Origin of the sequence: Chitinophaga filiformis, from assembly GCF_021646545.1 — a bacterium.
In the GTDB taxonomy this organism is placed as follows: Bacteria; Bacteroidota; Bacteroidia; order Chitinophagales; family Chitinophagaceae; genus Chitinophaga; species Chitinophaga filiformis_A.
Map to the genome: position 1 here is coordinate 217,289 of NZ_JAKIRP010000001.1, position 21,333 is coordinate 238,621.

Annotated in this window: 18 protein-coding genes; 9 read left to right on the plus strand and 9 right to left on the minus strand. The window is 45.6% G+C overall.

All coding sequences use genetic code 11. From position 1 onward, the window contains the following. Positions 1-370: 370 nt before the first annotated feature. The 7 genes from L3C95_RS00900 to L3C95_RS00930 form a co-directional block, all read right to left on the minus strand. On the minus strand, positions 371-949 hold the full coding sequence (locus L3C95_RS00900) for a hypothetical protein (protein ID WP_236384167.1): 579 nt from the start codon (positions 947-949) through the stop codon (positions 371-373). A 247-nt stretch (positions 950-1,196) separates the two neighbouring features. After that, on the minus strand, positions 1,197-2,075 hold the full coding sequence (locus L3C95_RS00905; protein WP_236384168.1) for an MBL fold metallo-hydrolase: 879 nt from the start codon (positions 2,073-2,075) through the stop codon (positions 1,197-1,199). Between the two features lie 151 nt (positions 2,076-2,226). Beyond that, complete coding sequence (apaG, locus tag L3C95_RS00910) at positions 2,227-2,613, minus strand: Co2+/Mg2+ efflux protein ApaG (RefSeq protein WP_089828842.1); 387 nt, start codon at positions 2,611-2,613, stop codon at positions 2,227-2,229. 142 nt (positions 2,614-2,755) lie between these two features. Further along, complete coding sequence (locus tag L3C95_RS00915) at positions 2,756-3,082, minus strand: DUF4157 domain-containing protein (protein WP_236384169.1); 327 nt, start codon at positions 3,080-3,082, stop codon at positions 2,756-2,758. Between the two features lie 92 nt (positions 3,083-3,174). Beyond that, positions 3,175-4,098 carry a DUF5777 family beta-barrel protein gene (locus L3C95_RS00920; RefSeq protein ID WP_236384170.1) on the minus strand — a complete coding sequence of 308 codons (924 nt, stop codon included), beginning with the start codon at positions 4,096-4,098 and terminating at the stop codon, positions 3,175-3,177. Positions 4,099-4,125: 27 nt separating this feature from the next. Continuing rightward, positions 4,126-4,671: a YceI family protein gene (locus L3C95_RS00925; protein ID WP_236384171.1), complete on the minus strand. Its 546-nt coding sequence runs from the start codon at positions 4,669-4,671 to the stop codon at positions 4,126-4,128. 26 nt (positions 4,672-4,697) lie between these two features. Further along, positions 4,698-5,075: a hypothetical protein gene (locus L3C95_RS00930; RefSeq protein WP_236384172.1), complete on the minus strand. Its 378-nt coding sequence runs from the start codon at positions 5,073-5,075 to the stop codon at positions 4,698-4,700. Positions 5,076-5,278: 203 nt separating this feature from the next. On the opposite strand from L3C95_RS00930, the gene L3C95_RS00935 reads away from it, so the two are divergent. Continuing rightward, positions 5,279-6,559, plus strand: coding sequence for a UDP-N-acetylmuramoyl-tripeptide--D-alanyl-D-alanine ligase (locus L3C95_RS00935; RefSeq protein WP_236384173.1), 1,281 nt, complete (start codon positions 5,279-5,281; stop codon positions 6,557-6,559). A gap of 443 nt (positions 6,560-7,002) precedes the next feature. Here the strand turns inward: L3C95_RS00935 and mce are convergent, their stop codons facing one another. Next, positions 7,003-7,401, minus strand: coding sequence for a methylmalonyl-CoA epimerase (mce, locus tag L3C95_RS00940; protein ID WP_236384174.1), 399 nt, complete (start codon positions 7,399-7,401; stop codon positions 7,003-7,005). Positions 7,402-7,544: 143 nt separating this feature from the next. Here mce and L3C95_RS00945 point away from each other — a divergent pair, with 143 nt between their 5' ends. The 8 genes from L3C95_RS00945 (at position 7,545) to L3C95_RS00980 (ending at position 19,809) form a co-directional block, all read left to right on the plus strand. Beyond that, positions 7,545-8,762, plus strand: a complete 1,218-nt coding sequence (locus L3C95_RS00945; RefSeq protein WP_236384175.1) for an IscS subfamily cysteine desulfurase — start codon at positions 7,545-7,547, stop codon at positions 8,760-8,762. Between the two features lie 48 nt (positions 8,763-8,810). Further along, positions 8,811-9,269 carry an iron-sulfur cluster assembly scaffold protein gene (locus tag L3C95_RS00950; protein ID WP_236384176.1) on the plus strand — a complete coding sequence of 153 codons (459 nt, stop codon included), beginning with the start codon at positions 8,811-8,813 and terminating at the stop codon, positions 9,267-9,269. 112 nt (positions 9,270-9,381) lie between these two features. Then, a complete protein-coding gene (gene gldF / locus L3C95_RS00955) occupies positions 9,382-10,116 on the plus strand; it encodes a gliding motility-associated ABC transporter permease subunit GldF (RefSeq protein ID WP_236384177.1) in 735 nt (244 codons plus the stop codon). A 17-nt stretch (positions 10,117-10,133) separates the two neighbouring features. Next, the gene (gene gldG / locus L3C95_RS00960) at positions 10,134-11,834 is read left to right on the plus strand and encodes a gliding motility-associated ABC transporter substrate-binding protein GldG (protein ID WP_236384178.1); all 1,701 of its coding nucleotides are present in this window, start codon (positions 10,134-10,136) and stop codon (positions 11,832-11,834) included. 387 nt (positions 11,835-12,221) lie between these two features. Beyond that, positions 12,222-14,726: a bifunctional UDP-N-acetylmuramoyl-tripeptide:D-alanyl-D-alanine ligase/alanine racemase gene (locus tag L3C95_RS00965; RefSeq protein WP_236384179.1), complete on the plus strand. Its 2,505-nt coding sequence runs from the start codon at positions 12,222-12,224 to the stop codon at positions 14,724-14,726. 53 nt (positions 14,727-14,779) lie between these two features. Next, positions 14,780-15,430 (plus strand): lipoprotein signal peptidase, encoded by a 651-nt coding sequence (locus L3C95_RS00970; protein ID WP_236384180.1) that lies wholly within the window; start codon positions 14,780-14,782, stop codon positions 15,428-15,430. Between the two features lie 287 nt (positions 15,431-15,717). Continuing rightward, complete coding sequence (locus tag L3C95_RS00975; RefSeq protein ID WP_236384181.1) at positions 15,718-18,591, plus strand: TonB-dependent receptor; 2,874 nt, start codon at positions 15,718-15,720, stop codon at positions 18,589-18,591. Positions 18,592-18,801: 210 nt separating this feature from the next. Further along, positions 18,802-19,809 (plus strand): sulfite exporter TauE/SafE family protein, encoded by a 1,008-nt coding sequence (locus tag L3C95_RS00980; RefSeq protein WP_236384182.1) that lies wholly within the window; start codon positions 18,802-18,804, stop codon positions 19,807-19,809. Positions 19,810-19,891: 82 nt separating this feature from the next. Here L3C95_RS00980 and fumC read toward each other — a convergent pair whose 3' ends face one another. Beyond that, positions 19,892-21,292, minus strand: a complete 1,401-nt coding sequence (gene fumC, locus L3C95_RS00985) for a class II fumarate hydratase (RefSeq protein ID WP_236384183.1) — start codon at positions 21,290-21,292, stop codon at positions 19,892-19,894. Positions 21,293-21,333 lie beyond the last annotated feature (41 nt).

Below are 21,333 nucleotides of genomic sequence, written 5' to 3' on the forward strand. Positions count from 1 at the left end.
ATACTCTCAACGTCCGAGGTTAAATAATAGGCGACAGCAGACTCTATATCAGCCTGGGGCAAATAGTTTGGTGTCGTTAGGAATTATTTTCCTGTCCGGCAAATTGAGCATGTTCCTATTTTCAAAGACAATTCTGGCAAGTTGCCCTGCTCTTTTTGCATGTTGCATATTAAAAGGGCTGACCTGCAGATGTCTCATCGGAAGCTCATCTACAGTACCTTTGACACAATATTCTGCAATGGATATTGTAGAGATGAGCATGGGCATTTCCTACTCAAGAAAGTATCTAAAATATCCTGCTGCATTCACTGACAAAGGATCGTCAGTCTTCAATAGGCGGAGAAAGAAGCTGGTATCCAGCAAAATAGATTTATGCATCATACCCTCCCCTTATTTCTCTCAACCAATCATCTGCATCGATGTCTTTAAGCCAGTTATTTTGTGCCTTTGCTCTTAGTGAATTCAGATAATCGTCATCATACTTAGGCCGATAGTCAATCAGTTCAACAAACTGCAGGGACGACCGATCTAATTCACCCGTTTCTACATGCTGTTTGCCAATCGCCCTTATGCCGTATGTACGGTAAAGAATGTTATTCTCCAGCGTGGTCAGATAGTCTTTATTAGTATGGATGTTTAATATGCCAAAATCATCCGTTACCAGGTGAATACTGGACCTCTCTTTTCCACCAATACTTGTCACCTTACCATAGAAGTAGAATTCTGCTTCAGCCCAGATGGCTTCTGTTCTAAAAAATTTAGTTCCCTGATCAATTCTGACTACATTGGAATCTTCCATTGAAGTCTTAATTTCAAATGCATAATGCTTCCTCACAGCGATGTGCTGTAAGGCTTCAAACGCTTTAGCCGTAGGCAGGTCCAGAAAATCTACAGATTGACTTTTACCCACCTGTCCCACTATTGCATTAAAACCGATAACATACTGCATGGATGTTTTAAAAATGTGCCTTACAGAGCCTTCCTCCAACTGGTAAGTTATTGGCAATCTCTCTTTCTTATCACCAGGAACAATCAGACTTTCCGCCTGTTCCAATACCTCTCTTACCTCTCTGATATCATAATTATCCAGAGTCAGATCATTGCTACCCTTTGCACCTGTGATTCTGATTTCTATGTATCCTATCTTCTCGATAAAACAAATTTAACGAACCCTCCCAAACATTCATCTGTTCATTTCATCCATTCACCGGTTTCCCACCCAGCACATCCACCACCGTCTCTCCCGGCAATATCCTGAACACTGGAATATTCAACGCATATCTTTCACACAACTGCCGGATCGCGCTATCAATCTGTTCTGCAGAATACCGTGAAGAGAAATGCCCCAATATCAGTTGCTCAATATTACTTCCACTCACCATCTCTATCACTTCATCCAGCCTGCTGTGTTTATTCTTGTGTGCATATACTTTGATCTCCTCTTCTCTCTCCAGGAAAGTTGCTTCATGGATAAGGATCTGCGAATCATTCCACTGTGTCAGGTCTTCTACCGGCGTATCTCCTGAATAGCTGAGTATATTTGTCCGGACCTCCACAGTAGTACCTTCCTTCCCATGTTGCAACCCTATCCTGCGGATCTCTTCTCCGGACAGTCCGGCTAACTCAGGTTTGAGCTTACGTTTTGTCTGCATGACTTTAAAGCCCAGACTCCTGATAATTTCCGGAGGTACTGGCACATGCCCGTTACGTACAGGTATCACTAAGATATCATCCTTCACCCTAATCTCATCTCCTGGTGATGCAGGCTCCCAGACTGTCCCCACTGCATAGGGATCAAATTGCTGAAAGAAGGCCTGCATGTATGGGAAAGAGCGGGAATCTTTCGGATAGTGAATAACAGGATATCCTTCCCTTGCATTCAGCTGATTGAATTGCAGTAGTCCTGTAAGATGATCCCTGTCTGCATGTGAGATAAAAGCATGATTGATCTTCCTGCTTTTCTGCAGTAAAGCAGACATCATACCGTCTCCTGCATCCAGCAAAATCCCCAGCTCTTCGATGAAATACCAGGTAGAAAATAAAGCAGTAGAATAACCTGTGATCGTTAATTCCATTGGACGTTCTTCAAGTCAATAGTAAGGCTGCTGATATGTCTGTACAGATTTACCTGTCGTCTTTCAACGGGACAATATTTCACTTTCCAAAGACAGCATTGCAGCACCCCGAAAGGCGCTTTCATTCAGCAAATAAAGGGCAAAAAGTAAATCAATTTAGCTTAAAAGGGACGATCATCTGAAATTCGGGGATCTTGACCTCAAACAGCTTCTTATTCAGCTGATTTTCCATCTGGTAAGTACCGTACATTTTGCCGATCTCTGTACGCAGATTGGAACCTGAGACATATTGGTAGCTTTCAGATGGAGCGAGCAGTGGTTGTACACCCACTACGCCTTCTCCCTCCACTTCACGATGTGTACCGTTGGAGTCTATAATGTACCAGTGGCGGCGGAGGAGCTTGATAGGGAAAGTATTGTTGTTCTCGATTGTGATACGGTAGGCGAACATAAACTCACTACCAATCGGATTTGAATAGTCCGGCTGATAGAATGTCTCCACACTGATGGTAATTCCGTCTGTTACTTTTTTTACCATAAAACACCTCCGTTTAACGTAAAAATAAGCAAAATATATCCAGTAGTACTAAAAATTATATGATGGGGCAGACTTTAACTTTTCGTTTAGAAGTAGTACAGATGGGCTTCCGGGCAAACCTAAGCGACTGATTAAAAGCCGTTTAAAGTATCTTCACATGATTCATGATCTCCGCATCCCGCTCTGCAGCCCTGGCCGCTACTTCAAACCGGTTGGCGTGATAGCCTACTCTGACACATTCCCAGAAGTACTTCCAGAGAAAAGGTACCAGCCCCAGCTCCCGATATTGCATTACATGACATATTTCATGCCGGACCCACCATGTGTGGCGCAGAAAGTTCTCCCTGCTGGTGCCATGCAGGTGGATCGTCCTTCCAATGACCATGGCTATCTGATTTCCACCCATATAACGTGCCGCCAGACGGGCCAGAAAGGATCTTTCTTTTATGTAACAGGTTACAGGTTCCATGACGCATGTAAAAATACAATTTAGGAATTAGTATTAAGAATTAAGTAGTTACGCGGTAATAATTTCTTATTCTTAATACTAATTCCTAACTATCACAGAGAGAATCTCCTGGAAATATTGAATCCCCACCTGAACTGCCCCTGTAACCAGGATGTGGTGGTTTCAGGAATAAACTGGTTCTCCAGGATGGCGGTCGAATTGGTAAAGTTCACATGGAATACGTGCCCGCCTGTTTCAATTTCCAGACCTACTGCCAGTGGATTGTACAGCTTCCGGCCCTGCTGTTTAAAATAGTCCTTGCTCTCCTGGCTGCGGAAAGGATAGAAGTATTCTACCAGCAAGCCGATACGCCTGGAAAACTTGAGCCGTCCGCCTGCTCCCAGTGCGAAAATGTCATTTTCGTCCAGGTACCCTACCCGGTTACGGTGTACCAGCGTCGGCAACAAGGTCAGGGAAAGATTACGGTTGAATTTGCGGGCAATGATCACCTGCCCTGTATACGAAAGACGATCAGTGAATTTGCCGAAGTAGCTTGCATCGGAAACCGTTTCGCTCGACGTCATCGCGCTCACCACAGAATTACCAAACAGGGTAATGGTCACAGGCATGCGATCGTCTGTGGTCTGTTGTAGCAGTTTATATTTCGCCAGCCCTTCATATAACTCTGTAAGGCTGCCGGAACCTTTGGTACGGCCAATGCCTACCATCAGACGGTCTGTGACGCCGTACTCGAAAGCAATACGAACGTCGGCCGAGTTGTCCATTCCAAAGAAGGTCTTAGGACCACCGAATTCACCCCCCAGATCGCCGAAATGGTGCGCTACCCTGAAGTCGAGCTCGCGTTTTTTCAGGGTTTCAGGAGAATGTCCCTGTATAATACGGGTTGACTTGTAAGTGGCGATCACCGGTTCATGCGTCTTGACTTCGTCTTTTGCCATCAGCGCTTCCAGACTATCCTGGGCAAAAGTGTTCAGTCCCAGGCAACAGCCCAGGAACAGCAGATAAATATGTTTCATAGGTTCTGACAGATTAAAAGGATTTTATCAGGTTGCGGCAGTATAAGCAGCGTTTACTGTTACTTCCACCACTTCCGCAATGTTTTTGATGACGAGTGTCGGTATTTTGATATGATGGTCAGCCAACCTCACGTTGAATTTGGCATTAGCAGCAGGTTTCCCGTCTTTGACAGTAATAGTTGCTTTCTCATGGTATGTTTTATCTACACCATGAAGCGACAGCGTGCCATCTACTACCACCTCGTAGGTGCCGTCTTTGTGCAGGTCAGGAGGTGATACCAGTTTGCCCTTAAAAACGGCATGAGGATATTTGTCACTCTCCAGGTAATTCTCATTGAAATGCTCTTCCATGAGCTGCTTCTTAAACTTAAAGGTATTGACAGCCACTTTAAAGTACACTTCGCCCGTTTTCAGGTTGATAGCAGATACGCCCTTATTTGAAGTAGCGTCAATATCTTCTACGGGTGTGGCTGAAAAAAAAGATAGTGCAGTGTTCCGGCAGGTAAAAACATCCTGTGCAAAGCCGGCGTGGGCAAGGAACAATCCTGCAAGCATGGTAATGATCTGTTTCATTGTAGACTGTTTTACATTATGGGTTATCAATCTGGCATACCATGTGAGAGCCAGCAATTAATAGAGTCGCGCGTTCCTTCACTCAGCTTCCCGCGGGGAGGCATATCGGCATTGGCGCTTGTAACCCGCTCACGGAAGATGGCTTCATTCGCGTTGAGATAGGTCTTCAACTTTTCCAGTGTAGAGAAATCCGACACAACAAAACTTCCCGTTCCTTTATGACAGGCGCCATTCGTGCATCTGCTGGAAATGGTTGTCATAATGTAGGCGGAGGTGATCACTGCGGTATCGCAGGCAGTGGGTTCAATTCCTGGATCTGGTGCGGGAGCCTGTTCGGCCGTACAACTGTACACAAAGAACATAAGCACCAAAGGAAACAGTGCTGTTTTCATAGGTTTTTTCATTTCACTTGAGTTTGGCGGGTTTGACCCGGGTCTTTTATGGTTATCGGCAGTTATAACGCCTGCGACAAAAATATATTATATAATTGACACTCTATATTTGTCACATAATTCATCTTTATTTTTTGAGTATTTCTTAGTTATCGCCATCACCAATTATAGTGATGTATATGGACTATCAACTGAATTTTAATACATTTGTTTTTATGAACATTGATCAGCTTTACGATATTTACAAGCAGTACCCATCTATACAGACAGATAGCAGACAGCTCAAGGAAGGCGATATATTCTTTGCATTGAAGGGGCCTAACTTTAATGGGAATACCTATGCTGCTGCCGCACTTGAAAAAGGTGCTGCATTTGCGGTAATAGATGAGGAGGCTTACTATACGCAGCCAGAGAAAATGATGTTGACATCAGATGTGCTGGAAACGTTGCAGCAACTGGCATTACGCCACAGGCAGAGTTTTGACATTCCTTTCCTCGCCATTACCGGCACTAACGGGAAGACAACTACGAAAGAGCTGATCAGTACAGTTTTATCATCTGCGTTCAAGACCACCGCAACTGTTGGTAACCTGAACAATCACATCGGCGTGCCGCTGACTATACTCCGCATCCCGTCCGATGCAGCCATGGCGGTTATTGAAATGGGGGCCAATCATGAACATGAAATTGAAAGTTATTGTAAGATAGCCAGGCCAACACATGGTATTATTACCAACATCGGAAAGGCACACCTGGAAGGATTTGGCAGTGAAGAGGGCGTGCGCAGAGCGAAAGGTGAGTTGTATGATTTCCTGCGCCAGAATAACGGGACCGTGTTTGTGTGCAATGAGTATCCTTACCTTCTGGATATGAGCAAAGGTATTTCTACCGTCATCACATATGGCCAACAGTCCGCTGACTATACCGGCCAGCCACTGGCAGACAGTGCGTTATTGAGCGTAAAAGTAACAAGCCATGAAGACATCGGGCAGATCGATAGTCAGCTGGTAGGTGCGTACAATTTCCCGAATGTGATGGCCGCTGTGGCAGTTGGACTGCACTTCGGGGTACCTGCCGAAAAGATCAGGACCTCTATTGCTGCATATGCCCCTTCCAACAACCGTTCACAGGTCATCAAACAGGGCAGCAACACTGTCATCATGGATGCTTATAATGCAAACCCTTCCAGCATGAAAGCAGCTATTGAAAATTTTGCAGGCATTACTGCTGCGAAGAAAGTATTGTTGCTGGGCGCGATGATGGAATTGGGGCCCGATAGTATAAAAGAACATCAAGCATTGGTTGATCTGCTGCAACGTACACACTGGCATGCTGTTGTGCTGGTGGGAGGTGATTTCATTAAAACCAATCATCCGTATATATTCCTTGATAGTGCTGGTGCGGCGGCTTCCTGGCTGCAACAACAACAGTTTACAGACACATACCTGCTGATCAAAGGCTCGAGGAGTATGGGTATGGAAAAGGTAATTCTATAAAAAAAGAGACCTGCAAGCTGGAAAGCCCGCAGGTGTTCATAACCTATGCCAACTTTAGAGTATTATTATAAAGAGTTTAATAATTACGTTATATATGTAAATATGTAATGCTGGAATTAATTAAAGTGATGAATTAGTTTTTATAAGGCATATGAGACCATTAGCTACAATTGTTTCTTATGAGGCATAACTACTATGAGGTTACGGGTATTGTTCAGGGTCAATATACTGAGTTAATAGATAATTGGTAGATTAATCATATTCGCTGCTAATTATACCTATGAACACTTCCACGCTCCCCAAAACAACAATTTGTGCGTCTGATTGTTTAAAATCCTTAAATTTTTCTGATTGAATGTTTTTCTTTTAACGTGTCTGCTACATGTGTCTGGATATATCTACGAACATTTTAATTCTCCGGATTTCATTATTTAAAAAAAATCTCAGATTTCCTGGCAAAGTTCGATCAGTACTCCATTTGTATCTTTTGGGTGCAGAAAACATACCAACTTGTTATCGGCTCCGTGTTTTGGCTCAGTCTGCAATAACGTAAAACCTTCTCCTTTCAGCCGTTCCATCTCCGCATAAATGTCTGCTACCTCAAAAGCGATATGATGTATGCCCTCCCCCTTTTTGTCCACAAATTTTGCAATGGTACTGCCGGGGTTGGTCGCTTCCAGGAGTTCTATTTTGGTTTCTCCCTGACGGAAAAAAGCCGTTTGTACAAACTCGCTTTCTACTGTTTCTTTTTTATAGCAATCACTGTTCAGAAGCCTCTGAAACAGGGGTATTGAAGTCTCTAATGACCTGACGGCTATTCCTATGTGTTCTACTTTCAGCATGCAGCAATTTAACATTTTAAAGCAGAAATAAGCATTCTCTATATGCGCATCAGTTCTTACAATGATCGTGGGAGGCAAGAGACATAATTAAGCATTAAATTTGTATTAGAAGAATCGACACTTACAATTAAAGACCGATAGATATGCTTAAGTTGCCAATTTACCTGGATAACAATGCTACCACTCCCTGCGACCCACGGGTAGTTGAAGCAATGCTTCCCTATTTTTCAGAAACGTTCGGGAATGCATCCAGTCGTAATCACTCTTTCGGGTGGGCAGCAGAAGCAGCGGTCGACCTGGCCCGCGAACAGGTAGCAGCCCTGATAGGTGCAGATCCAAAAGAGATCATCTTTACTTCCGGCGCTACCGAAGCAGACAACCTGGCCCTGAAAGGGGTATTTGAGATGTATGCCGACAAAGGGAACCACATCATTACTACTGAAATAGAACATAAAGCAGTACTGGATGCCTGTAAACACCTGGAAAAGCTGGGTGCGGAGATCACCTACCTCAAGGTGAACAATGAAGGCCTTCCCGATCTGAAAGAATTGGAAGCGGCTATCACATCCAAAACTATCCTGGTGTCTGTTATGTATGCCAATAATGAGATAGGAGTGATCAACCCTATCAAAGAGATCAGCGCCATTGCCAAAAAGCATGGTGTGCTGATGATGAGTGATATTTCGCAGGCAGCCGGCAAGGTGCCTGTGGATGTGAACCGCGACGGCATTGACCTGGCTGCGTTCAGCGCTCATAAAATGTACGGCCCCAAAGGAGTGGGAGCCCTGTATGTACGCCGCAAGTCGCCCCGGGTAAAAGTAACTGCCCAGATGGATGGCGGCGGCCATGAAAGAGGAATGCGTTCAGGTACACTGAACGTTCCAGGTATCGTAGCCTTTGGAAAGGCCTGTGAATTATGCCAGCAGGAAATGGAAGCAGAAGGTAAAAGACTGGCAGCACTGCGTGATAAACTGGAAAACGCACTGCTGCAACTGGAGCAGACCTTCGTTAACGGATCAAAAACCAACCGTTTACCGCATGCCACCAACATTTCCTTCCGCTATGTGGAAGGAGAGGCCCTGATGATGGGCTTTAACAAAAATCTTGCGCTATCGTCCGGTTCTGCCTGTACCTCAGCCTCACCGGAACCCAGTTACGTACTGAAGGGCCTTGGCCTTGGGGATGACCTGGCCCATTCCTCCATCCGATTTGGACTGGGACGATTCACTACAGAAGAAGAAATTGATTATGCCATTCAAACCGTTACGGAAACGGTGAATAAATTGAGAGAAATAAGTCCGCTGTGGGAAATGTTTAAAGAAGGTGCGGACATGAACACTATAGAGTGGTCCCGTCTTTGAGGACAGTGAACATGGGGGACAATTACTGACAGCTTTATACTTATGCTTATGGCTTACGCTGAAAGAGTTCTTGATTATTACGACAACCCGAGAAATGTGGGAACATTGGATAAAACCAGTGCGAGAGTAGGAACAGGGTTGATACACGTGCCGGAGTATATCGAAGTGGTAAGAATACAAATTGAAGTGAGTCCGGCCAGACAGATTATTATGGATGCCCGCTTTAAAACCTTTGGATGTGGTGCTGCCATTGCAGCTACTTCTATCACTACCGAATGGCTAAAGGGTAAAAGTATCGAAGAAGCCGCCCGGCTCGATCATATGGACATCGTGGAAGTACTTAACCTTCCCCCTGCCAAGATCCATTGCACCATCCTCATCGAAGATGCCGTAAAAGCCGCTATTAACGATTACCGCCATAAAAATGGCATGGAGCAGCTAAAAGAGGAAGAAGAAGAGGAAGAAGAGGCTGAGCGCGATTATGAGCTGGAAGAAGAACATAATTAAATATAATTAAATGATCAATTAAGCGTTAAGAATTGACTGACTGCATAGTATTCAATTCCAGATACCTAATTGATCATTTTTAATTATATATATTTGTGCTTTCAGTATCACTATGCTAGCAATCTTTAAAAAGGAAATACACCAGTTTTTCAGCAGCATTACCGGATATGTCGCCATTATCCTGTTTTTACTGGCCAACGGCCTGTTGCTGTTCGTTTTTCCCGATACCAGCCTGCTGGACTACGGATATGCCAATCTTGATCCGCTCTTTGAATTGGCTCCCCTGATCTATCTGCTGCTTATTCCGGCGATTACCATGCGCAGCTTCGCAGATGAGTTTAAATCCGGCACTATGGAACTGCTGAGCACCAAACCTTTAGGCTGGTGGCAGATAGTTACCGGAAAGTTCCTCGCAGGTTTGCTGGTAGTATTGATCTCTCTCATTCCAACCCTGGTTTACTATATTGCTGTCAGGCAACTGAGCGCCGATCCGGCCAATCTTGACAATGGTGGCATGGCCGGTTCATATACCGGTTTATTCCTGCTGGGGGCTGTATTTACCGCTATCGGCGTCTGGTCTTCTTCTCTGACCGCCAATTCCGTGGTGGCGTTCCTTATCGCTATTTTTACCTGCTATATATTTTACAATGGCTTTGACGCGTTAAGCAAAGTGCCTGCCTTTACCGGCGGCGCCGATTACTATCTGCAGATGGCTGGTATCAAGTTCCACTATACCTCTATCAGCCGCGGTGTGATAGACAGCAGGGACATTGTATACTTCCTGAGCGTCATCGGTCTGATGCTTTACTTAACAAGATTATCATTACAACGCAGGATCTGGGATTAATTTAAAACACTCGTTTCGTGGCTATCAACAGAAGGAAAAAATACTTGCAGAGGGCTATTGTCGTAGTGGGTGTGCTTGTGGGGATTAATGTACTGGCAGCTTATTTTCATACCCGCTGGGACCTTACCGCGGAAAAAAGATATACACTTACTCCGGGTACTAAAGCCCTGCTCCGTGGGCTGGACAGTACCGTTACTATTGAGATCTTTCTGAAAGGCGATTATCCCGCCAGTTTCCGCCAGCTGGCACAGTCCAGCCAGGAGTTACTGGAAGAATTCCGGGAATATGCCGGTCAGCATGTACAATTCTCGTTTCAAAGTCCTGGCCAGGGTCTACCCGATTCTGCCCGCCTGGCTTTCCAGCAGTCGCTCGTTGAGAAGGGCATCGTTCCCTTCAATATGCAGGTGCAGGAAGACGCTAACCAGGGCTATTCTGAGAAGTTGATCTTCCCCGGTGCGCTGCTGCACTATGGATCCAAAACTGTCGGTATCAACCTGCTGAAGAACCAGGGTGGACTCAATCCGGAAGCTACGATGAATAGCTCTGAGTCGCTGCTGGAATACCAGTTCGCCAATGCTATTTATCAGCTGCAGCAAAAACAGCCGCCATTGGTAGGCTATATGCTGGGTAATGGAGAACTACTCGGCGCAGATGTGTACGATGCGCTTACAACTATGCAAAGCAGTTATCTGCTGGATACACTGACACTGCAATATATCTCCCACATTCCACGGGAGTTCAACGCAATTGTGTTTGCAAAACCGCAGACCAGGTTTACGGATGAGGATAAACTGAAGATAGACCAGTACGTAATGAATGGAGGTAAAGTCATCTGGTTCATTGACGAACTGAATGCCTCTATTGATAGTCTGCAACAGCAGGAAAGCTTTATCGCCTTTGATAAAGGACTCAACCTGGAAGATATATTGTTCCGCTATGGAGTACGCATTAACCAGGACCTGGTGCAGGACATGCAGTGTGATTTTGTTCCACAGGTAGTAGACCGCACCGGCCAGATGCAGCCACTGGGATTTCCTTATTTCCCTTTACTGACGCCTACCGGCGCTCATCCTATTGTAAAAAATCTCGACCTCGTACTGAGCCGTTTCGCCAGTTCAATTGATACGGTTAAAGGTGGTAACATTAAGAAGACAGTGCTGCTGACCACTTCCACCAACAGCCGTAGTGTAAGCGCGCCGGTAGAGATCAGCTGGAACAGCTTGCGTGTAAAGCCGAACCGCCGCGAATTTACCAAACAACATTTACCCGTGGCCGTATTGCTGGAAGGGCAATTTACCTCCCTGTTCCGCAACCGCCTGGACGAAAATACTCATCAGGCTATACAACGGGCCTCGGGGCAGCCTTTCAAAAACAACAGTGATTCTATTAATAAAATGATCGTGGCAAGCGATGCTGATCTTATCACCAACGCCTTCTCTCAGAAAAGCGGTCCGCTGCAGATGGGCGTGAACCTCTACGATCAATCCATGGTATATGCCAACCGCGAATTCCTGCTTAATTCCCTGGGATACCTGACCCACAATACCGGCATCATGGATGCCCGTAATAAGGAATTAACATTACGGCTGCTGAACCCTGAAAAAGTCAAACAGGAGAAAAGCAAATGGCAGGCTATTTGTTTCATCGTCCCCATCGGGCTGGTTCTGTTGTTCGCCGCGATTTTCCAATTTATCAGACAAAGAAAATTTGAAGTATAACTGACAGTAACCGCTGATAGTTTGTTATCTGAGGTAAGCATCAAACTAAAATGCCGGCCTTTCTTTAATTGTTTGTAAATAATTGATTTACAAACAATAGACTAATAATTTCCGGCGTTGAAGAAGGATGACAATATCTCATAACGATCACAGCTTTAGACTATCAGCGATAGTCAGCAGATGTTCTTTTAACGGACACAACTATGGATTCAGGTCTATGACTATGGACTATTCCCCATATATTTGCCCAGCGATAAATTTAAAAGCGGCTACTTGAACCCCTGAAACAAAAGAGTCAACTTTTAAAATTTAATACCCGGTCTACCGGGAACTATTAAGGGAAGTCGTGAAACGCAGGATGCTTTTCACATCAAAAATTAACCACACGTGTACAACGCAGAAAGTATCAGCAAAGTGCTGAAAGGTGAACTATTGCAGCAGACGGGTAACCCGGAAATTGAACACATTTTGCTGGACAGCCGGAAACTCAGCTTTCCTGAAACATCTCTTTTTATACCATTGGTCAGCAGCAGACGTAATGCACATCAATATATTCAGGAGTTATACGACAAAGGAGTTTCCAATTTCATTGTAAGTGAACCTTTGCCTGCAGGCAAATATCCTAAGGCCAACATCATTCTTGTAAAAGACACCATGCATGCTTTGCATACACTGGTGGCCTATCACCGGCAACAGTTCCATATTCCGGTTATTGGTATTACCGGTAGTAATGGTAAAACCATTGTAAAGGAATGGCTGTATCAACTGCTGGAAAAAGATTACAATATCGTTCGCAGCCCGAAAAGTTATAACTCACAGATCGGTGTTCCTCTATCTGTATGGCAGATGAAACCGGAGCATCAACTGGCAATTTTCGAGGCCGGCATCTCCCAGCCGGGAGAAATGGAACACCTGGAAAAGATTATCCGTCCTACCATTGGCATCTTCACCAATATCGGTGAAGCCCACAATGAAGGCTTCCTGAATATCAGGCAGAAGATCAATGAGAAGCTGGTATTATTCTCCAAAAGCGAACTCCTGATCTACTGTAAAGACTATCTGGCCCTCAACGAATGTGTGCTTAACTTCCATAACCTGGTGGGTAAGAAAGATAGCCATGAGGGTGGCTTACAGCTATTTTCCTGGTCGCGCAAAACAGAAGCGGACCTGCGTATAATAAGCGTAAATAAAAGCGAGAATCGTTCTCACATAGAAGCGCTACATCACAATGAACCGCTGCACATCAGTATCCCATTTGTGGATGAAGGTTCTGTAGAAAACGCCATTCATTGCTGGGCACTGATGATACACCTTGGGATGCAACAGGACGTTATTCAACAGCGGATGGACCAACTGGGCAATATAGCTATGCGCCTGGAGCTCAAACAGGGTATTAACAACTGCTCCGTCATCAACGACAGCTACAACTCTGACCTGGGCTCACTGACCATTGCACTGGAATTCCTGCAACAGCAGCAGCAACATCCTACCCGTACGGTTATTCTCAGCGATATACTGCAGAGCGGGAAAAGTGATGCATCTCTTTATGAGGAAGTAGCCAATCTGCTGCAGCAGAAGGGGATCAATAAAGTGATCGGCATCGGTAAAAACATCTTCAGGGAGAAAAAAAGCTTTCAGCAGGTTCCTGGTCTGAAAAGCAGTTTCTTTCTTACAACGGAAGAATTTATCCATCAATTCAACCAGCAGGATTTTCAACATGAGACTATTTTACTGAAAGGCGCCCGCGTATTTGAATTTGAAAGGATCGGCAAGTTACTTGAACAGAAAGTACATCAGACCATCCTGGAAATTAATTTAAGCGCGGTAGCACACAATGTAAAACAGTACCAATCACGCCTGAAATCCAGTACCAGATTGATGGCAATGGTGAAGGCATTTTCTTATGGCAGCGGAAGTTTTGAGATTGCAAATCTATTGCAGTTCCATGGCGTAGATTACCTCGCCGTTGCTTATGCTGATGAAGGAGTAGAATTAAGAAGGACCGGTATTACCATGCCGATCATGGTAATGAACCCTGAACCCGCCTCTTTCGATGCCATCCTTCAATGGAACCTGGAACCCGAAATATATTCCCTCCACCTGTTAAAACAGTTTGAAGAAGAAGTACAACTGGCCGGTAAAAATGGCTTTCCTGTACATATTAAGCTGGACACAGGCATGCACAGGCTTGGTTTTGAAAAGAAAGACATTCCTGAACTCGGAAGGTTGCTGAATGACAATATATACCTGCGGGTAAGCTCCGTATTCAGTCATTTGGCAGCCAGCGAAGATCCGGCAATGGACGAATTTACAAAACAGCAGGGCCGCTTATTCTTTGAAATGAGCCATGAGCTGCAAAAAGCCCTGGGATATGCCGTGATCAGGCATATATCCAACAGTGCAGCTATAGAACGGCATCCTGACCTGCAGCTGGATATGGTGAGACTGGGCATCGGGATGTATGGGATTGACAGTGCAACGGCCATCCAGGAGCAGCTGCGTCCTGTCAGTACACTGAAAACGACAGTGGCACAGGTAAAACACCTGGCAGCCGGAGATACGGTAGGATATGGCGCCAAATGGGTGGCCAAAGTACCTTCAGTGATAGCGACCGTACGCATAGGTTATGCAGATGGTTATCCCCGTCACCTGAGCAATGGCAAAGGGAAAATGCTGGTACGCGGACAACTGGCTCCTGTGGCCGGTATTATAGCCATGGACATGCTAATGCTCGATGTGACCCACATCCCGGAAGTCACAGAAGGTGATGAAGTGATCGTATTTGGAAGTGAATTGCCCGTTCAGCAGGTAGCAGCATGGGCAGAAACAATTCCTTACGAAATATTAACAGGAATTTCGCAGCGAGTGAAGCGTGTATATTTCGAGGAATGACCGGAAATTCCGATTTTGCACATTATTATTATTTTTGATAAAATTTTTACCCTTTGAAATATCGTCACGTAATTTGGATTGTTGTCTTAGTGCTGGTGGTGGATCAGACCCTGAAGTTCTGGATAAAGACGCACATGAACTTTAGCCAGGAATTCATCATTTTCCCTAACTGGTTCCGCATTCACTTCACTGAGAACCCTGGCATGGCCTATGGCCTTGAACTGGGAGGAGAGTGGGGTAAGGTCTTACTGACGCTTTTCCGCCTGGCGGCCGTAATAATCGGTTTTAAGTACATGAAGACGCTGGTAAAACAGCAGCATCATACCGGTTTGCTGATATGTGGCGCCCTTATTCTCGCAGGCGCAGCCGGTAACCTGATAGACAGCATGTTCTACGGGCTGATATTTTCAGAGACCAACTTCTACGATGTGGCAACCTTCCTGCCCAAAGGCGGCGGTTATGCCGGCTTCCTGCATGGGAAAGTGGTAGATATGCTTTATTTCCCGGTTTACCGTGGTTATCTCCCTACCTGGATACCATTCAAGGGAGGCGACTATTTCGTATTCTTTAACCCGATCTTCAATATCGCGGATGCTGCCATCTCCGTGGGCGTGATTACTATCCTGGTATTCCAGAAACGTTTTTTTCACAAACACAACGAGAAACAATCGACTGAAAAAGAAACAGTTGCAGTAACAAAATAAGTTTTTCCGATACTTTTAAGAGCGGTTTCGTCCAGGACGAGACCGCTTTTTTTTTGCCTATTCCTTTGAAAAATTAAATTGCCGCATTACATTTGTCCACAAATCCGATAGACTAATAGATGTAATAAAGGAATTAAACTAGTATTCACCACCAATTTAATACGCAATGAACGCTTCTTTACGATGTTGCTGAGCAATGAAAGCTACTTTTCCCCGATAAACCTGTAATGGCAGTTGCCAAAATCATTTTCATTCACAAGACCATTATTTATCAATAAACTATAGTTATGTCCGCAAAAAGACACACTATCTATACAGCATCTTTTTGGCTGCTGGCATTATTACTGCCTGTACTGGCCCAGGCTCAGCTGAACGGCTCTTATATTCTCAGCGGGAAAATCAACGGGGATAAAGGCGAACCACTGGTGGGTGCCACTGTTCAGATAAAGGGGACCTCATTCGGCGCAACGACAGATACCAGCGGCCGGTTTGAGATCACTGCAAATACTAAATTTCCTTTGAAATTGCAGGTACGCCTGCTGGGATATCAAACCCAGGAATTTGATGTAAAGAACAGCAACAGCCGCCTGCAGTTTCAGCTGGTAACACAATCGTTGCTGGTAAATGAAGTGGTGGTATCGGCCTCCCGCCAGCAGGAAAAGCTGATGAGATCTCCGGTAGCCATCGAAAAGCTGGATGTAAAAGCCCTGAAAGAAACACCAGCGGCTTCCTTTTATGACGCCATCGGCAACCTGAAAGGCGTTCAGATGACTACTGCCGGCCTGACCTTCAAAGTTTTTAATACACGTGGTTTCAACGTTCCCAATAACTTCCGTTTCATGCAGCTGATAGATGGTGTGGACAACCAGGCCGCCACACTGGGCGTGCCACTGGGCAATGCCATCGGGCCCACTGAACTGGATATCTTAAGTATTGAGGTAACACCCGGCGCATCTTCTGCACTCTATGGTATGAACGCCCTGAACGGGATGTCCAACCTCATTACTAAAAACCCTTTCCAGTACCAGGGTATCAGTGTATACCAGAAAGTTGCCTTCAACCACTTCGATGGCAATGGCAGCTCTCCAAAGCCGATCTCCGAAACCTCGGTGCGTTATGCACAGGCGCTTAGTAAAAAGCTGGCGTTTAAGGTGAACTTCTCTTATATGCAGGGTACCGACTGGTATGCCGACAGCCACAATGACTTCAATCCAGGCAGCAAGGCGAACCCTGACTTCCCACAGCTGACCGGTGCCAACAACCCGGCAAACGATGCCTGGAATAAGTACGCAGACCAGAGTACGTTCCCTATTACCGACAAATTCGGTAAGTCTTATAACGTGTCCCGCACCGGCTATTGGGAAAAAGACCTGGTAGGCGATTACACTGTAAGGAACCTGAAGTTCGACGGGGCCCTGCACTATAAGATCACTCCTAAAATTGAAGCATCCTATACATACCGCATAGGTAAAATGGACGGTTTCTTCCAGCGTGGTAACCGTATCGGGCTGAAAAATGTGGTAGTGCAGAATCATAAGGTAGAAGTAGTAGGACAGGATTTTACCCTGCGCTCTTACGTTTCCCTGGAAAACACCGGCGATTCCTACAATATGAACCCGCTGGCAGACAACCTGGAGAAGTCATTCAAAACAGATAAACAATGGCAGGCCGATTATACAGCTGCGCTGAATAATGCACTGGATGCTTCCGGCAGCAATATAGCAGAAGCACATAAAGCGGCGCGTGCAGCTGCTGATGCGGGCCGCTGGACACCGGGTACTGCAGCTTTCGATGCACAGGTAGCCAAGATCAAGAGCATTAACGACTGGGATATTTACCCTGTTTCTAAAGACAGCACCAACAAAAGTGGTGGCGCGGCCCTGCTCCAGATGAGCCGTTTCTACCATGCAGAGGGTACCTGGAACCTGCGTAAATATGTCCACTTCATGGATGTACTGGTTGGAGCTGACTACCGTACTTACGAGATCATCCCCGATGGTAACAACTTTGTGGACCTGACCAAACCATTGGACAAACGTAACACTCCCGGTGGTAAGAACATCTGGTACGGTAAGGCCGGTGGGTTCGTGCAGGGTAGCAAAGTATTACTGCACGACCAGCTGAAACTGACCGCGTCTCTGCGTTTTGACAAGAGCCAGGAGTTTTCTGGCAAATTCAATCCCCGTGTAGCGGCAGTATATACTACACCGAATCAACGCCACAACTTCAGGGCTTCCTGGCAGAACGGTTTCCGTTTCCCATCCCTGTTTGAAGCCTATTCTTTCGTGAACAACGGCGGTGTAAGGCGTGTAGGCGGGCTAGCATTTATAGAGGAAGGACTGGGGTACTTCAAGAACTCCTACCTCACTTCCAGCGCTACTGCATTTACCACAGCGGTGAACAAGGCTACCAATGCCGATCCTACCCTGACCAGAGATCAGGCGGAAATACAGAATGCAAACGTGCTGAAAGTAGCTAACCTGGATGCCATCAAACCTGAGCAGATCCAGTCATTTGAAGCAGGGTACAAGAGCGTGTTGTTTGACAACAAAGTATTCATCGACATCGACGGTTATTATAACACTTACAAGAACTTCATCGGCCAGGTGGAAGTAGCAGTACCCAAAAGCGGTAATGTGAATAATCCAACCCAGGAGGTACTGAACCAGATGTATGATAAACAGTTCCAGAACCGTTATCGCGTATGGACAAACAGTAAGTCCACCGTACAGAACTATGGCTTTGCGCTTGGCGTTACATATAATTTCCTGAAAACATTCACCATTAGTGGTAATGCTAACTACAATGCCCTGGCGCAGGATAAGACGAAGGACGATGCACTGATCCCCGGCTTTAATACTCCCAAATGGTTCACCAATGTGAGCTTTGGGAACAGAAGAGTGTTACCTAATCTCGGTTTCAACGTAGTATGGCACTGGCAGGAAACTTTCTACTGGCAGAACCTGTTCGGCAATGGGGACGTACCTGCTTACAGCACTGTAGATGCACAGGTGACCTACAGTTTGCCTAAACTGCATACTTCTGTAAAAGTGGGCGGTTCCAATATTTTCAATACGTCTTATTTCCAGTATGTTGGTGGTCCGACCATCAAAGGATTGTATTATGTTGCATTCACATATGATCTGCCTTTCAAGAAGTAAGGCATCAACATAATTAAGCAACCCGCCGGCAGCAGCGTATTTGCCCGGCGGGTTTTCTTTTTCATTCCGGGTGATGATCCATCCTGGCTACCCCTGTTTTGCTTCGTTATTAGAATATTCAGCATATTTTAATCTTCGGCATTTGGATATCCGGCGATTTCGACCTACCTTAGTCTATAACATCTATAGACTATATAACTGAAGTAATACATGCCGCATAACGAGGAGATAGACCAACTTGAAAAAAAGTACGCTACAGTAGAACGTCAGGAGATACTGATTGACCTTGTCAATGAGGAGAACCAGCGTAAGCCGGCATTGTGGCTGCTGATTGGTATTATTGCCGTGGTAGTACTCGCCGGGGTGGGGATATTATCGTATTATAATACATCCGAGGCCACCCATACACGGGTTTTCGAGTTCACCCGATCCCTTTTTACAAAGGAGCTATTGTTCTACATACTGGTAGGTCTGGCGGCGCAAACTGTAGATGGAGCGCTGGGCATGGCCTATGGGGCTACTTCTTCTTCACTATTGTTGGGATTGGGCATACCTCCTTCTATTGCCAGCGCCAGTGTGCATGTGGCTGAAGTATTCACCACCGGGGCATCCGGTATTTCCCACTTCCGTTTTGGTAATGTGAATAAGAAGTTATTTCTCTATCTGCTGATACCAGGTATAATAGGTGCTGTCAGTGGTTCATTACTGCTCTCCAGGATGAACGCGATCTCCGAGGCTGTTCCCTGGTTATCTTACTTTAAGGAAGACAATATCAAACCTTTCATCAGTGCTTACCTGCTCATATTGGGCGCAATCGTACTACGGAAAGCATTCCTCCCTAAGAAAGCAAAAAGTAAAACCAAGCGCCTGGGTTCTCTGGCTTTCTTTGGTGGCTTTATGGATTCTTTTGGTGGTGGTGGCTGGGGCCCGATCGTGACCTCCACCTTGCTGAGTAAGGGCCGTACGGCGCATTATACCATTGGTTCTGTGAATGCTGCAGAATTCTTTATCGCCCTTTCCAGTGCAAGCACTTTCCTCATTTTCGGCGCGATTGCAGGCTGGCCTGTTATTATTGGGCTGATCATTGGTGGAGTGATCGCTTCTCCATTTGCAGCGATCCTTGTGAGAAGGCTTAAACGTAAACCACTGATGATCATGGTGGGTTCGCTCATCATACTTTTAAGTCTGCGTACAATTATCCTGACGCTTCTTCATTGATATAAACCGGCTTCCGGTTAAACATAAACGGGTATCTGTATGAACAGATACCCGTTTATTATTTTATGGCTAAAGTTAATGCCTATTTGATCTCACCCACCATATCAATCGGATTTACCCATGCATCAAATTCCTCTGGTTTTACATAACCCAGTTTCACTGCCATTTCTTTCAGGGTAGTACCTTCTTTATGCGCTGTCTGCGCGATCTCAGCTGCCTTATAGTAACCGATCTTCGTATTCAGTGCAGTTACCAGCATCAGGGAGTTGTCCACATGCTTTTTAATGTTTGCTTCAATCGGTTCGATACCGACAGCACATTTATCATTGAAGCTTACGCAACCATCGCCGATGAGACGCGCTGAGTGCAGGAAGTTGTAGATCATTACCGGCTTGAACACGTTCAGTTCGAAATGACCGGTAGCGCCACCGATGTTGATAGCCACATCATTGCCCAGTACCTGTGCAGCGATCATGGTCAGCGCTTCACACTGGGTAGGGTTTACCTTACCTGGCATGATGGAAGAACCTGGCTCATTGTCAGGAATATGGAGCTCACCGATACCGGAGCGTGGGCCGGAGCTCAGCATACGGATATCATTCGCGATCTTCATCAGGCTAACTGCTACAGTTTTCAGTGCGCCATGAGCTTCCACGATAGCATCGTGTGCAGCCAGTGCTTCAAATTTATTTTCAGCAGTAACGAATGGTAAGCCTGTCAACGCAGCAATATGTTTTGCAACGTTCTCAGAATAACCTTTTGGCGTGTTGATACCTGTACCTACTGCAGTACCGCCCAAAGCCAGTTCGCTGAGATGTTCAAGGGTATTCTTAATAGCTTTCAGGCCATGGTTCAGCTGGGAAACATATCCACTGATCTCCTGACCCAGTGTAAGCGGCGTAGCATCCATGAAGTGGGTACGGCCAATCTTCACGATGTTTTTGAAAGCCTGCGCCTTTGCCGCGAGAGTATCCCTCAGTTTTTCGATACCTGGAATAGTGGTCTCGATCAACATTTTGTATGCAGCAATGTGCATAGCGGTAGGGAAAGTATCGTTGGATGACTGTGATTTGTTCACATCGTCATTCGGGTGTATCACTTTATCTTTATCGGAGAGCTTACCGCCGTTGATTACGTGTGCACGGTAGGCAATCACTTCATTTACGTTCATATTTGACTGTGTACCGGAACCGGTCTGCCAAACTACCAGCGGGAACTGATCATCCAGTTTTCCGGCCAGTATTTCATCACAAGCCTGTGCAATCAGGTTTGCCTTTTCCTGAGGCAGTACACCAGCATCCAGGTTGGTCAGTGCTGCAGCTTTCTTCAGGTAGGCAAACGCCTGGATAATTTCCTTCGGCATCCTGTTAATATCCTGGGCAATCTTGAAATTGTCGATAGAACGTTGAGTTTGAGCACCATAGTAAGCATCTACAGGTACTTTCACTTCGCCCATCGTGTCTTTCTCTATTCTATATTCCATATGCTTGATTTTTTGCGGTACAAACGTACATATGAATTATG

What these genes read in the sequence shown, in the direction of transcription:
- L3C95_RS00950 (WP_236384176.1), top strand. Translation starts at nt 8,811, where the DNA reads ATGGCTTACGCTGAAAGAGTTCTTGATTATTACGACAACCCGAGAAAT.
- L3C95_RS00915 (WP_236384169.1), bottom strand. Translation starts at nt 3,082, where the DNA reads ATGGAACCTGTAACCTGTTACATAAAAGAAAGATCCTTTCTGGCCCGT.
- L3C95_RS00920 (WP_236384170.1), bottom strand. Translation starts at nt 4,098, where the DNA reads ATGAAACATATTTATCTGCTGTTCCTGGGCTGTTGCCTGGGACTGAAC.
- L3C95_RS00905 (WP_236384168.1), bottom strand. Translation starts at nt 2,075, where the DNA reads ATGGAATTAACGATCACAGGTTATTCTACTGCTTTATTTTCTACCTGG.
- L3C95_RS00935 (WP_236384173.1), top strand. Translation starts at nt 5,279, where the DNA reads ATGAACATTGATCAGCTTTACGATATTTACAAGCAGTACCCATCTATA.
- L3C95_RS00975 (WP_236384181.1), top strand. Translation starts at nt 15,718, where the DNA reads ATGTCCGCAAAAAGACACACTATCTATACAGCATCTTTTTGGCTGCTG.
- L3C95_RS00925 (WP_236384171.1), bottom strand. Translation starts at nt 4,671, where the DNA reads ATGAAACAGATCATTACCATGCTTGCAGGATTGTTCCTTGCCCACGCC.
- mce (WP_236384174.1), bottom strand. Translation starts at nt 7,401, where the DNA reads ATGCTGAAAGTAGAACACATAGGAATAGCCGTCAGGTCATTAGAGACT.
- apaG (WP_089828842.1), bottom strand. Translation starts at nt 2,613, where the DNA reads ATGGTAAAAAAAGTAACAGACGGAATTACCATCAGTGTGGAGACATTC.
- fumC (WP_236384183.1), bottom strand. Translation starts at nt 21,292, where the DNA reads ATGGAATATAGAATAGAGAAAGACACGATGGGCGAAGTGAAAGTACCT.
- gldF (WP_236384177.1), top strand. Translation starts at nt 9,382, where the DNA reads ATGCTAGCAATCTTTAAAAAGGAAATACACCAGTTTTTCAGCAGCATT.
- L3C95_RS00930 (WP_236384172.1), bottom strand. Translation starts at nt 5,075, where the DNA reads ATGAAAAAACCTATGAAAACAGCACTGTTTCCTTTGGTGCTTATGTTC.
- L3C95_RS00980 (WP_236384182.1), top strand. Translation starts at nt 18,802, where the DNA reads ATGCCGCATAACGAGGAGATAGACCAACTTGAAAAAAAGTACGCTACA.
- L3C95_RS00900 (WP_236384167.1), bottom strand. Translation starts at nt 949, where the DNA reads ATGCAGTATGTTATCGGTTTTAATGCAATAGTGGGACAGGTGGGTAAA.
- L3C95_RS00945 (WP_236384175.1), top strand. Translation starts at nt 7,545, where the DNA reads ATGCTTAAGTTGCCAATTTACCTGGATAACAATGCTACCACTCCCTGC.